General features: G+C 45.8%; 11 protein-coding genes and 2 pseudogenes. 4 read left to right on the top strand and 9 right to left on the bottom strand.

What is annotated here, in order from left to right:
* Positions 1-320 (top strand): annotated as a pseudogene (locus LDL35_RS09305) (CoA-binding protein); the annotation flags it as partial.
* Between the two features lie 6 nt (positions 321-326).
* Here LDL35_RS09305 and LDL35_RS09300 read toward each other — a convergent pair.
* From LDL35_RS09300 to LDL35_RS09285, 4 genes are all read right to left on the bottom strand, one after another.
* Entirely contained in the window at positions 327-977 is a 651-nt protein-coding gene (locus LDL35_RS09300; protein WP_304022040.1) for a response regulator, read from the bottom strand.
* A 131-nt stretch (positions 978-1,108) separates the two neighbouring features.
* Positions 1,109-1,354, bottom strand: coding sequence for a hypothetical protein (locus LDL35_RS09295; RefSeq protein ID WP_304022038.1), 246 nt, complete (start codon positions 1,352-1,354; stop codon positions 1,109-1,111).
* Positions 1,320-3,035: an AAA family ATPase gene (locus tag LDL35_RS09290; RefSeq protein ID WP_304022037.1), complete on the bottom strand. Its 1,716-nt coding sequence runs from the start codon at positions 3,033-3,035 to the stop codon at positions 1,320-1,322. The genes LDL35_RS09295 and LDL35_RS09290 overlap by 35 nt, the downstream gene beginning before the upstream one ends.
* Before the next feature lie 8 nt (positions 3,036-3,043).
* Complete coding sequence (locus tag LDL35_RS09285; RefSeq protein ID WP_304022035.1) at positions 3,044-3,706, bottom strand: ferric reductase-like transmembrane domain-containing protein; 663 nt, start codon at positions 3,704-3,706, stop codon at positions 3,044-3,046.
* 47 nt (positions 3,707-3,753) lie between these two features.
* Between LDL35_RS09285 and LDL35_RS09280 the strand changes: the two genes are divergently transcribed.
* Positions 3,754-4,434, top strand: a complete 681-nt coding sequence (locus LDL35_RS09280; RefSeq protein ID WP_304022033.1) for an endonuclease III domain-containing protein — start codon at positions 3,754-3,756, stop codon at positions 4,432-4,434.
* Between the two features lie 24 nt (positions 4,435-4,458).
* On the top strand, positions 4,459-5,409 hold the full coding sequence (locus LDL35_RS09275; protein WP_304022031.1) for a hypothetical protein: 951 nt from the start codon (positions 4,459-4,461) through the stop codon (positions 5,407-5,409).
* Here the strand turns inward: LDL35_RS09275 and cbiQ are convergent.
* From cbiQ to LDL35_RS09250, 5 genes are all read right to left on the bottom strand, one after another.
* On the bottom strand, positions 5,400-6,260 hold the full coding sequence (cbiQ, locus tag LDL35_RS09270) for a cobalt ECF transporter T component CbiQ (protein WP_304022029.1): 861 nt from the start codon (positions 6,258-6,260) through the stop codon (positions 5,400-5,402). The genes LDL35_RS09275 and cbiQ overlap by 10 nt on opposite strands.
* Positions 6,257-7,090, bottom strand: coding sequence for an ATP-binding cassette domain-containing protein (locus tag LDL35_RS09265; RefSeq protein ID WP_304022027.1), 834 nt, complete (start codon positions 7,088-7,090; stop codon positions 6,257-6,259). Before LDL35_RS09265 ends, cbiQ begins: the two co-directional genes overlap by 4 nt.
* A 154-nt stretch (positions 7,091-7,244) precedes the next feature.
* Positions 7,245-7,586, bottom strand: coding sequence for a PDGLE domain-containing protein (locus LDL35_RS09260; protein WP_304022025.1), 342 nt, complete (start codon positions 7,584-7,586; stop codon positions 7,245-7,247).
* A complete protein-coding gene (gene cbiM / locus LDL35_RS09255; protein WP_304022023.1) occupies positions 7,583-8,224 on the bottom strand; it encodes a cobalt transporter CbiM in 642 nt (213 codons plus the stop codon). The genes LDL35_RS09260 and cbiM overlap by 4 nt, the downstream gene beginning before the upstream one ends.
* A 107-nt stretch (positions 8,225-8,331) precedes the next feature.
* Positions 8,332-12,609 (bottom strand): PAS domain S-box protein, encoded by a 4,278-nt coding sequence (locus LDL35_RS09250; RefSeq protein WP_304022021.1) that lies wholly within the window; start codon positions 12,607-12,609, stop codon positions 8,332-8,334.
* A 111-nt stretch (positions 12,610-12,720) separates the two neighbouring features.
* Here LDL35_RS09250 and LDL35_RS09245 point away from each other — a divergent pair.
* Positions 12,721-13,196: pseudogene (locus LDL35_RS09245) on the top strand (hypothetical protein); the annotation flags it as partial.

The raw sequence follows: 13,196 nt of genomic DNA, 5'->3' as shown, positions 1-13,196 counted from the left end.
GTGACAGCAATGCGTCACGGTTTGCCCGTGTCTTTGATATCCTGATAAAATACCAGAATTTCTGGGATATCGCGGTGGTCATTACCGCTCCGGTTGCCCTGATGGACCCGAAAAACCTGGCTCATGAGATGATTCGTCTCTCACGGTTCACCAGATCCATGGTTGTCGGGTGTCTCCTTGGTGGAGATTCAATGAAAGCAGCCATCGATATGCTGGGAGAGGCTCACATTCCAAATTACCAGGATCTTCAGGATGCCTTCAGGGCAGTTGGTTCAATCATCAAATCCTGTGTGATAGATGGTTGCAATGAAGAAGAGTAAGAATAATTAATTTTTGGGGAGCGGTTTCAGACCGCCAAGAGTGAAATTAATCTCTTTTTGCAGGTCATCATATTCCTGCTGAAGACGGAGGAGAAAAGAGGAATACTCGTCAGGTCCGTATGTTTCATTATCTTCGGAAGGGTTATGATTCCCGTATCGCTCTTGTAGGATTGTCAGGAGTTTTTGTGCGACTTCTATCGTCCGATAAAGCCGTGCAAGCCTGCGGATCTTCTCCTCCGGATACCCAGCGCGCAATCCATGGCTGATTATTTCTTCAATTGATCTGACTTTGTTCAAAGCACCGGTGATATGGTCGATACATCGCTTTGGAGTTATAGGTTTCATGATATAATCTTCAATACAATAGGAGAACTGCTCAGCTTCCCGGTAGGTCAGGTTTTTGCCGGTCTGCATGATGACCGGGATATGTTTGACGTCTTCTATTCGTTTCAGCCGGTTAAGTGTCTCCCACCCGTCCATAGGTTCCATCATCATATCAAGGAGGATGAGATCAGGACGGTACTGAGTACTGAGAAGATCCAGACACTCCTGCCCGCCAAGAACCCCTTCAGTTTTAAACCCATATTTACTGAGGCCTATAACAAACAACTCATTTAAGGCGGGTTCATCATCTACGATCAGCACGTTCGGAGGCATGAGAGTCACTGTCTAATGTCACTTGTATGCTATCCAGTGCATTAAATAATACCGGATGTTGTCTCCAGAGAAACCTTCCAAGGATAGGAAATATACTGCACCAGAGCCTTATATGGGGTGGTGCACCAGATTCAGGGACCTGATAAAGAATATTCTTGCCAGGTCTTTGGTATAACGGTCCCAGCAGTTACCATACGTGCATTATCCCCCTTTGCCCGGATAAAGAGTCCGTTCATCTCAGCCATTACCGCTGGCCCTGCTTCTTCGGAGATGACTGCAATAGCCCAATATCTCTTTTTTTGAATATTTTGGAGTAAAAGTGACTGGCAGACAACAAACCACTTATGACATGTCCCAAATACCAGCGCACCGGTCACCAACAAACACCAGAACCCATTTTCTAAGGTTTGTAATTTCAGAGAATTCTGAAGTTGCTGAATACCGCTTCAACTGATCAATCCCTTCATGTGATAATTCCCGGATCATATCCTCCGATGCACCTGATTTCAGATATTTCAGTTCGAACATCGCATAATAATCAGGTTTCCATGGTTCCCGTGGAATGAGAACGATATCAATATACCCGTCCGGGACTTCGTACTCGGACTTTACCAGGTACAGATTACTCATATGGGCATATGTAAAAAGTAAAACCTTTATATACTTTTCATCAAACCCGATATAGTCGCGGTTCGAAAATGCATGAAGAATCTCTTCAATTAAACCAACAAGTTTCGAACATCGTCCCTCATAGCCGATCTCCCTCATCGCCTCACGTATTCTTTCCGGCTGAATAGCAAATGATCCTTCTTCACTGATAACTTTCGTGAAAAAGTCATAATAGAGACCCCGAATCACATAGTTAGGAATATGTAAAACCACTTCACCGGGTATCGCCTGTTTGATGGTGAGAAGGCCAAGATAATATAAAAGAGAAACAAAGTCATCCCTGGTAAAGTCCTTCTCCATTGAGAACTGAGGGGTTATCTGTGCAGAAACCTCTCCATCATATACAATCTCTTTCAGAACAGGAATATTACTCTCCGGGGATTTTAACCGCATGATTCGGGAAAGTTTGCCATAATCACTCGCAATATTCATGTCAAGCAGAGATTCGGGGGGCTCACCCTGTTCATAAGTACTACTCAGATAATACAGGATCATATCACTGTTAAAAACCCGTTTCTCTCCCTTTTCACTGAACAGGTATCCATTATAATACTGCTGTATTGTACCCATCATCGCCGGAGGAAGAGATCCTTGGGGAAGGGTTTCTGCAACCAGCCAGGTAACCTCTTCGGCTGTAAATCCCATCATCTCATTTAATTTCAAACTTCGACTCAGATTTTTCCCGATATTAAATCCTGATGTCAGACTGTCAAGTGTAATAGGAGATACACCGGTTGCAAACATCCGGCGAACAGACGTCTTTGTCCCCTGTTTTAAAACCTCATACCACTTTCTGATAAAACCATTTTTACTCACAGAATTTTGAAACAGTGTCAGATCAAAACTCAGAAGCTCATTGGCAAAATGATCATATTCATCAATAATTACAAATACTGGCCCGTTTATCTCGCGCTCAATAATTTTTAAAAAAATGAGAAGTAATTCAGGAGCAAAATCCATCTCGATGGGAGAGCATTGAGGACAATATTTCTCAATAAAGGCGTTTACTGATTTGAATACACTTTTTGCAAAAGATTCCCTCAATATCTCTTCTGAATCTGTTGAAATCCCGGAAAAGTCAAAGTTCAGAATAAAATATTTATTTCTCATCGGAGTCGGGTTTTTCCCGATATCAGTCCCTGAAAAAAGAAGATTAAAATCATCTTTTGCAGCGATATCATAATACAAACTGAGGAGTGATACAAAGAGGCTTTTACCAAATCTTTTTGGACGAAGGAAAAAGATATATGGTTCAGGATACCCTTCAAGCACTCTGATAAACCGGGTTTTATCAACGTATACATATCCTTCTTCCCGGATCATGCGGTAATTACTGATACCATAAGGGATCTTCAGAAGGGGCATTGATGGTAGTATGTGGTCTTTCATCTCATTTATCATCTATCGGTACGGTATCTCTTGGAATGGCGGTCCCTTTTATGAACCCTGATGTACACGAACGTACAACACACAGACAAAACCAGACCGTTTATGATCAGATATATGAGAGGATGAGTCATCGTCTGACCGATAAGATTTGCATGCACTGCCGCAATAATCAGGGCAGGGTACACAAGAATATGAATATATCTCCACCGGTTCTTCAGAGCCATTCTGACAAGACCTGCACAAAAGGCCAGATACAGAAGAATTAAAGCAGTACGCCCGCCGGTGGCAAAAAAGGCATGTAAAGAGGAGAAATCAGGAATAAACACTCCGGGATCAAGAGCAAGATATGCGTACAATACCGGATGAATGGTTACCAGAATCAGACCACTGATGGCAAAATAATGGTGAATTCTGATAAAGGGTCTCCCGAACTGAGACTTGACCACACCCTTCTTCAGGTTGAGCAAAGCACCAAGCGATAATGAGATAAAACCCCATATTCCCGCAATACGGAGGAGAGTATAGAATGACCAGGATGTTTCCTGTCCGGCTATGACAAGCAGGGGGATTCCATACAGCACCAGTATCCCTAAGAGAAGAAGGAAGCGACGCTGAAAGTGCATATAGTGTATGTCGTCCCACACCCGTATGATACCTGCGGATTCATCCATGGAGAATATATGAATCCTGATTCCATTCTCTAAGGGAATTATATGGTATGAGAGACTTTGACACTGCAGACCTCATTCATTTTTATACTGCTCTTCGTGATACTCACGGACTGCAGCACTGGTGGCCGGCAGATACTGCATTCGAAACAATAATTGGCGCAATATTAGCCCAGAATGTGTCCTGGAAGGGGGCCCGCCAGGCGGTGTGTGCCCTCCAGAAAGCAGGTCTTATGGATGCACGCCTCCTGTATCAGGCAGGCCAGGATACGATAGCACCCCTGATCCGTTCCTCCCGATATTACAACCAGAAAGCCAGGAAGATCATGACCTTTCTTATATGGTTTCTTGAGACCTGTGATGGTGATGTATCCAGAATGGCATCCCTTCCTACTGATAGGATCAGAGAGGAACTCCTGAACCTCTCCGGATTCGGACCTGAGACTGTTGATTCAATCCTGTTATATGCCCTTGAGAAACCTATCTTTGTGGTTGATGCATATACCCGCCGGATTGGATCCAGACAGGGATGGTTTGAAGATGATGCATCATATGACCAGATGCAGGAATTTTTTATGAACCGGTTATCCCCTGATGTTCCGTTATACAATGATTATCATGCCCAGATCGTGTACCTGGGTAATAAACTCTGCAAAAAAACACCCTTGTGTTCTCTATGTCCGGTTCGGGATACCGGGATCAGACAATGTCAGTATGGATGTACCGCATGAACATGGCACACACTGAGATCTCCCATGAGTGAATATCTTGCAATTCTTGCCATCTCTCCATCAGTCAGATATACCATCAGAAGATTCTGGCCATGTAAACCAGGACAGATACTTCGGCTTTTTATCATCTCTTTCTTTATCGGGGCATGGATTACGAGTCCCTTCCCCCAGGATCTCTCGTATGGCGACTTTTTCTGGCTCTCCGGGCAATCAGGGGGAAGTAACGTCATGAACGAGGCATCCCTGATTGGGACTGTGATGAGCGGATTTCTGCTGATATTACTCATATATGCTCTCTTCAGCTCGATCTTTCAGTTTATCTTTGTCGACTATCTCTCAGCAAAAACGAAGGAGTTACTCCCTTCATTCAGGGCACGGGCAGGAATGGGTATCAGGCTGCTCGGATTTTACCTGGGGACCATTCTGATCATCGGCATCTGTGCGGTGATTGCCATCACCGGTATCGCCATTCCGGTCCTTGTATCGCAGCCTGATAATCCTGCGGCATTCTTTATCGCCCTGCTGTATGCACTGGCAGGACTTCTCATCCTGATAATTCCGGTCTGGATTCTGACCATTATCACAACCGACTTTGTTGTACCGGTTATGATCGTTCATACCTGTGGCATCATCAGGGGATGGAAGATATTCCTGCAGGAGATAACGGGGAAGTGGGATGAGATGGGTATATACCTGATGATCAAGATAGGGATAAATATTGGAACGGGAGTCATCCTGGGCATTCTTCTGGTTGCGGTGATGGAAGGACTCGGGGGTTCATCTCTCCATATGATACCCGGACTGTCATCGTCTCATGACCTGCTGAGCACCGCATATATTGTGCCATTTCTCGTAATGGCTGTGATAACTCTCATGGTAATGACTCCGGTGGTAACCTTCCTTCGCTATTATGCCTTGGTATTTTTACATCTCCTGTCGGAGAAATACTCCCTGCTGCCAGAACCTTACCCCTGATAAGAGGGCAGGACCTCAAACCGGCATATGAGGGAGAAGGGATCATACCAGCAAAGCAGGGAAACCATGATGATAAGGATAAGACACAGACCAAGAAACATCAGATCTGACCGGAGCAGGGGCTTTTCTTTGATGAAGATGTAACTGTCACGCCCATATCCCCGGCAGAGCATACTGGCATAGGTCCGCTCTCCCTGCTCTAGTGACCTGATGAACAGTGATCCCATCATATATCCCATGTTCACAATTCGATACCGGTAGGGGAGCCGGTGATCAAATGGATCAAATAACCGGGTCTTTAATGCATCGGTGACTTTCCGGTAGATGATACCAAACACAAAGAGATACCTGATCATCATACCCAAAGCCAGAATGAGTTCAGGAGGGACTTTGAGCCGGCCTGCTGCTTCAAGAAGATCCTGCAGTGATGAGGTTGAGGACAGGAGAACGATAAATGAGTAGCAGACCAGAAATTTCACCAGTAATATCGAGGCAAACTCAACCGATTCATAATATATGTGAATCCCCAGGGGCAGTTCAAGGAGTGAATGGTAGTCTGTATAATAGCGGTTTTTAAAAAAAATCTGAAATCCACAGAGCATAAATCCAAACGGGAGAGCAAGAAGGAGCCTTCGGAAATAGATGACCGGAGAGATTTTTGATAATGCCCAGAGAAGGAGAAACAGAAGAAAGAAGACTGTTGATACGATATAGACAACCGGGGAATAGGGAACGGCAACGAGAGCCACAATAGCAGCACAGCAGACGATGATCTTCACCCTGGCATCGAGAGAATGAATGACACTCTTCTGTGATGTCACCTGCTCGAGGTCAAATAAGTCTTCTATCATGCAATCTTACCAAAGGCCTTTAAAAATGCGGTCTCAGCCTCCTGATACGTATATCCCATATCAATAGCAATGCCCTGTGACCGGAGTGAAGATATGAGTTTGGGCAGAATGGGAAGATCAAGACGGACACTGGACAGGAGATCAGGTTGTGAAAAAATCTCGGCAACGGTTCCTTTGGCAACAAAGGATCCATTATTCATCACATAGATATATTCCGCCAGTTCTGCAACCAGGGAGATATTGTGGGTTGAGAAGATCACCGTCATCCCGTACCTGACGGAAAAATCACGGATAACCCTGATTATCTCCCTGACTCCCTGCGGATCCAGTCCTGCAGTCGGTTCATCCAAAACAAGGACCTGAGGCTCCATCGCAATAATACCCGCTATCGCGACCCTTTTTTTCTCACCGCCGGACAGATGATGAGGAACCCGTGTCCGGTACTCTGAAAGACCGACGGTGCGTAATGCTTCAGAAACCCGGTGCTTTACCGCCTCCTCGTCTAGACCCATGTTTATGGGACCAAAAGCCACATCCTGCTCAACGGTAGGAGAAAAGATCTGGTCATCAGGGTTTTGAAACACAAGTCCCACAGTCCGTCTGACCTCCCGTATATTCTCTTTGGTTATCGGCTCTCCCCGGATCAGGACTTTTCCACTGGTAGGCCGTAATACACCATTGAAATGTTTAAAGAGAGTGCTTTTCCCGGCTCCGTTTGGCCCGATGATGGCGATACGGGTATTCCTTGGTGCAATAAACGAGATATTTTTCAAGGCGTCGATATTGCCTTTATAGGTATGACAGAGATCCTGGGTCTCGATAATATGCATGATGGGGTTGTCTCCTGCTCTGAAATAGCAGAGAACCTGGAATGGATCTTCAGGTTTTCAGTACTATGGATTACAGCTCAAGTGATAAAATTATACTGATCTTATTTTCGTATGAAAAGGGAAGAAATAAAAAAGAAAATTATTAAAATTGTAATTATTGAGAGTTTTTACTCAACCGTATCGCATATGATGCACCCATCACAATCAGCATGGTGATGATGGTCCCGACAACTATCGCAATAATACCCCCGGTTGAACCCATCTCTTCACCAAGAGAGTAGTCAGGCATCGGTGATTCATATGCAAATGAGCCGGTTCCAATCACTTCGGGATCACCTTCTTCCGGAGAAGGTCCGGCCAGTTCCTTCTGTCCTGATACAACAAGCGCAGTACTTTCAAGACCGTCCGGATCGCCGGAGGCAAGGAATACTGCAACGGTTCCGATAAGAAGAGAGATCAGAAGACCTGCAATAATGAACGTCTTATTATCAATCATACTGATGCAACTCCCACAGAGGTATCTACAAGATCAGGACGAGCCATGGCAAGAACATAGATGATGACCGCGGTCACTATCCCTTCAATGACTCCGATAATTGCATGATAGATTCCCATAGCAACAAGTCCGGGGACCAGCGGGAAGGTCCCTGCAATGGACATCTCAACCGCACAGGCAAGTGCCGGGATAAGACAGGCCAGCCATGCTGCAACCGCACTTGAGAGATACGGATTTTTCACAACTTTTACCAGACCCTGGAATGTGTAATACCCTACAAATCCACCGATAACACCCATATTCAGGATGTTCGCACCCATGACGGTGATACCGCCATCCCCGAAAATAAAACCCTGGATGATAAGAACGAGCGTCAGGATAAAGACTGCGGCAAACGGTGATCCGAGAACAATGGCTGCCAGGGCACCACCCACGAGATGACCGCTGGTTCCCATCGAAACCGGCAGATTAAAACTCTGCAGGGCAAAGATACCGGCTGCAAGGACTGCAATCAGGGGGATTTTATCCTCGTTTAATTCAGACCGTGCCCACCGGATAGCAAGGGCAAGAAATACAAGGGCAATAATCCAGTAGACTGCTGCCTGAGGAAGTGGAATAAATGCGTCTGGAATATGCATAGTATACCCAGCATACTATTAGTACGATTATTATTAAGATGTTACGAAATTATTACAATTTTAAAATTATAATGAAAAGGTAAATCAAGGATTTAAAACCGGCTATTTCATGAGATCATACTACCTGAAAACCGGTATTTATCTTCAGGAATAAGAAGACAGAATCTGGCACCCTTTCCACTCTCTCCTGATTCGTAAATGGTAATACCGGAGAGGGAGAGGATCTCCTTGATTAAGAAGAGACCAAGACCGGTGTTCTTTCCATACCCTCTCTCAAAAATCCTTGTTTTTGCATCCTCTGCAATGCCGGCACCGTCATCCTCCCACACCAGCAAAAGCCGGTTATCCGGTTGGACCTCATACCGAACGAAGATGGTGCTTACATTCAGGCCATGACGGAGTGTATTGTCAAGCAGATTTTCAAAGACTTTTGGCAGAAGCGGATCTGCATACATCTCAATGGGATCAAGTTCTATGTTCACCCGTTTCCCTTCAAAGTCAAGTTTTCTGATGATATCATCAGGTTTTTGCCAGACCGGGGAGTGGACACCGATGTTCTGATAATTTCGTGTAAATTCGATATGCCTCTGAATAAACCCGACTGCATGAGCGATTTTTTCAAGGAGGTGTTCAATCTCAGGATCAATTGAATACTCCTGAAGGAGAGCCAGGTAACTCATAATGATATGAACCTGGTTTAATATGTCATGTCTTGTCACATTCGAGAGCAGGTTAAGTTTTTTGTTTGCTGACGCCAGTGCGTCAACGGTCCCTTTCAATGTCTCGGCATACCTGGCAAGGTCCTCTTCATTCCGTTTCCGTTCGGTGATGTCGGTCAGGACCGCAAGAACTACCGGGTTTCCCTCATACAGAATACTGGTTGCCTGGACTTCTGCATCAATGAATGAATTATCATACCTCATGATCCTGACTTCATAGGGCTCCAGCGTCTCTTCCCGGAGCCTCTTTTCAGACTGAACCTTCACGAATGAACGCATCTCAGGAGAGATGAAATCAAGGATATTCTTTCCGATAATATCACCATTCACCGTCCGCATGGCCCGTGAAGAACTCTCATTTACATACAAAATGGTCCCATACTGATCATAAATCATGATATAATCGGGAAGACTGGAAACCAGTCCCCGGTTAAAGTTCTCACTCTCGAGAAGTTTCTGCTCGCTCTCTTTTCTTCTGGTGATATCAGTAACCGCTCCGGCCATGCTGGTTGGAATTCCTGATTCATCATAACCGGTTATCTTCCCTCTCAGATAGACCCAGATATACCCTTCCTTTGGATTTTTTATCCTGATCTCATGCGATACTGTCTCATGCCCCCCTTGTGAAAGGGACGCAAAGAGGGACTGGACCATATCCCGGTCATCATCATGAACAAACCTGAGGAGATCAGAAAGGGGATACTCTTCCCGGTCCAGAGAGAGACCAAGCAGCTGGCTTAGACGAGGCGAAATAGTGATGGTTTCGGTGTGAACCTGATAAAAGAAAAACCCGTCATTACTTGCATCCATAATCCGGGCAAGCTTTTGTGTCATCAGGCGAAGTTCTGATTCGATCTGATGTCTGGCGGTAATATCCTCAATCAGAATATAAAACCCGTCACGCATCCCGGAGACTGAAAAGGTAACCGGTGTTACCATGATTCTGATTTGCAGGATGTCAGACCCGGTTGTCCGGAGATTGTGAACAGACCTGATCCGTGACATATCATAAGTCATTTCAGCCGTGAATGCCTCGCGGTTCTCAATCCTCTTCTTTATTGAATCAGGGATATTGGGATCATCCTTGTAGGAGTATCTGATAAGGTCGAGGGGATCCATGATACCAAACATGGACACCGCTGCCGGGTTTATCTGGATCATGGTATCATCAGGGTCAAAGAGGATGATGCCGATCGGGCAGGTAAGAAAGATTGCATTCAGCCTCTCTTCTGAGAGACGGATCTCTTCCTGGGCAAGAATAGTCGATGAAATATCACGGCAGAGGCAGAAATATGCTTTTTTTCCATTCCATGATCCTGATGTAATTCTGGTTTCCATAACGATCCGTGAACCATCCGCCTGGGGAACGGCATATTTTATCGGCTGGTAATCATATGCTGCTTTTTCAAGAGGCAGCAGGGTAAGATACGGGGTCTGACTCTCTCGGATTGGTCGGCCAATCAGTTCTTCTTTATAAAGACCCGTTTTTCTGACGACCTCCTCGTTTATCGCGAGGATGATTGAGGTGGTTTCATCAATAACAATAACCAGGTCTCCAATCGATTGAACCAGATTTTCTAGGTTTTTCCGCTCTTCAACCAGTTGTTTCTGATCATTGAGACGTTGCAGTCCGTTTCCAATCTCCCGTCCGATACCAAGCAGAACCTCCTGCTCTTCTATCGACACAAGGGCCGGTCTCCTGCTGGTCAGGTGAATAGAACCGATTAATCTCTCACCAGAGAGGACAGGGATAAATGCTGATCCGGCAATGCCCCACCGTTTTGCAAATTCGGGCATGATGTACGAGAGATTATTGGTAAAGAGGGGTTTTTTCTCGGTATAGAGAAAGGCATAGTCGTCCGGATGTATCTCTGTGATTTCACGAATAAACTCCTGGGAGAGTCCGGAATGTGCTGCCATCACCGGTGTTTTTTTATCACCGGAGAGAAGGTAAAATGCACCTCCTTCAAAGTGCAGAACAGAAATGAGGGCTGATAATGAGAGATCACACAGGAGAGAGGCTGAACCGGCCCTGCCCGAAAGAGAGATGACCCTGCTGAGTATCTCAATTTTCCGTGCATACCGGCGTATCTCCTCTTCCTGATTTCGAAACCGGGTGATATCCTCAAATGCCCAGAGTATCCTGTCTTCGCCGTCCTCTTCTGAAAGTCTTCGGGAAAATCCCCTGATTACCCGTTTCCCCGAGACTTCAATATCCCTGCATGAGATATCAGGGTTTTTACAGACATCCGGATTCCAAGGATGGAGCGGATGTTCCAGAAATCCGTTCGCTGCGGAGAAGAAGTCCTGAAGGGTTGGGGGACTTCCGGTCCTGGGCATATCAGCAATGATATCAGGGCCCCAGATATCGAGGAAATGTTTGTTGTGATATACGATCTCCATATCGGTGGTTCTGGTGACGCATATGCCAAAGGGAAGCATGCTGACGATCTCGGTCAGGAGAGATTCGGTCCAGCGAAGACGCTTTTCGGTCTTTCTCTGGTAGGTAATATCCCGAAGAATGCATTGGATATAAAGAATATTCCCATCAGTGTTTTTGATGACACTTCCATCTACCAGGACGGTTACCGGGGCATCCTCTCCGTCAATGAGTACCAGTTCAAGACTGTGTCCCTGGTTGGAATTGAGCGCCTCTTTCAGACAGGCAAAAAACAGTTGTTTTGATTCTTCGGTAAGAATATTTGTAAATGGAAGACCGATAACCGACTCCCGTGAACGCTTCATCAGGGAGAGCCAGGCCCGGTTTACCTCAGTAATCCTCCCATCAGGGCTGATGACCATATGACCGACCGGAGACTGATCAAAGAGGATCCTGAAACGTTCCCGACTCTCCTGAAGCTGCATTTCAGCCCTGACCCGGGGAGTAATGTCCCTGAAACTATACACGGTTCCGATTATTCGTCCATCACACTGCTGTGGACGGATGAATATCTCCAGAACCCTCCCGTCTGGACAGTGCAGGGTGTGCCGTCTCTGGGATCTTGGCTCATCTTTGGTTTTGGCAATCTCTGTAATGAGAGATTCGTCTGATATCACATGGGAGAACCGGTTTAGAAACTCCTCAATATGGGTGTTTTTCAGGTCTTCAGAAGAGATGTCCCATAAGAGTAAGAACCGTTCATTGAAATTGGTGACATATCCTTCCCGGTCGGTGACCAGGATACCTTCTTCTGTCGCTTCAAGGGTTGCCCGGAGCTGGGAGAGCATCCGCCGGTTCTCTTTGAGACTAGTCACAAGCGCTTCATCTGCTTTCTTCTTCTCAATAAGAGAGAGAATCTGCATCTTCAGCATCTGAAACTGAAGAGCAGGATCCTCACCTTTGACCATGTAAAAATCTGCCCCAAGGTTTAACGCCTGGATAACAACCTCTTCACATCCCCGTCCGGTGAAGAGAATAAAAGGGACGGTATTGCCCTGTTCCCGGAGAAGTGAGAGAAAATCTATGCCATTTGTTCCTGGCATCTGATAATCAGAGACTACGGCAGAGATATCATGGTGAGTCATCGTCTCAAGAGCTTCTCCGACGGATTGTACACCAATAACCGTGAAATGCTCATCCTCAGAGAGATACTGACTGATTACTTCAAGAATTTCCTCTTCATCATCAACAGCAAGGACGGTAATTCTCTCTGCAGACAGATTCATTGCTACGAGATTTACCAGAATATATAAATAAGTATTCCTGGAGCAGTACGGGTTTTCGATCCGGGCAGGTGGAATTCATTCATGTAATCAGAATACAAATCTAATACCCGTATGAGATCGAACAAGCCAGGGCTTCTCCTGCTTATCCTGTTCATTATCACTCAATGCGTTCTGCCGGTTCAGGCAGTCCCTCCACTTCCCGCAGAATATTACGGAAATGTCCTGATAGACGGAGCACCAGCACCGGTTGGAACGACTATCACCGCCTTCATCCGGGATATCCCGAAAGGTTCCATCATTACAGACATAGATGGCTTTTACGGCGGTCCGGGCCTCTTTGATCCCAGGCTGAAGGTGAACCTGACCGAAGAAGAAGTTCAGGCAGGAGACCAGATCATCACATTTCAGATAAATGGTATCCCTGCATCACAATCTGTCCTCTTTGAACCAGGTACAGCACAGCAGCTTGATCTCTTCACCGGAGAACCAACCGGGGAGATATCTGCTCCGGTCATGACACCTGTACCGGTGCAGACAGAACCCCCGATGGAAACCCCGCAGCTGGGAGATAATTATACCGAGCCTCC

Source organism: Methanospirillum hungatei (genome assembly GCF_020216685.1).
GTDB lineage: Archaea > Halobacteriota > Methanomicrobia > Methanomicrobiales > Methanospirillaceae > Methanospirillum > Methanospirillum hungatei_B.
This window is presented reverse-complemented; position numbering and strand designations above follow the sequence as displayed.

Excerpts from the sequence above, each read along its gene's own strand:
- LDL35_RS09300 (WP_304022040.1), bottom strand. The coding sequence starts at position 977 with ATGCCTCCGAACGTGCTGATCGTAGATGATGAACCCGCCTTAAATGAG.
- LDL35_RS09290 (WP_304022037.1), bottom strand. The coding sequence starts at position 3,035 with ATGAAAGACCACATACTACCATCAATGCCCCTTCTGAAGATCCCTTAT.
- LDL35_RS09285 (WP_304022035.1), bottom strand. The coding sequence starts at position 3,706 with ATGGATGAATCCGCAGGTATCATACGGGTGTGGGACGACATACACTAT.
- LDL35_RS09280 (WP_304022033.1), top strand. The coding sequence starts at position 3,754 with ATGAGAGACTTTGACACTGCAGACCTCATTCATTTTTATACTGCTCTT.
- LDL35_RS09275 (WP_304022031.1), top strand. The coding sequence starts at position 4,459 with ATGAGTGAATATCTTGCAATTCTTGCCATCTCTCCATCAGTCAGATAT.
- cbiQ (WP_304022029.1), bottom strand. The coding sequence starts at position 6,260 with ATGATAGAAGACTTATTTGACCTCGAGCAGGTGACATCACAGAAGAGT.
- LDL35_RS09265 (WP_304022027.1), bottom strand. The coding sequence starts at position 7,090 with ATGCATATTATCGAGACCCAGGATCTCTGTCATACCTATAAAGGCAAT.
- LDL35_RS09260 (WP_304022025.1), bottom strand. The coding sequence starts at position 7,586 with ATGATTGATAATAAGACGTTCATTATTGCAGGTCTTCTGATCTCTCTT.
- cbiM (WP_304022023.1), bottom strand. The coding sequence starts at position 8,224 with ATGCATATTCCAGACGCATTTATTCCACTTCCTCAGGCAGCAGTCTAC.
- LDL35_RS09250 (WP_304022021.1), bottom strand. The coding sequence starts at position 12,609 with ATGAATCTGTCTGCAGAGAGAATTACCGTCCTTGCTGTTGATGATGAA.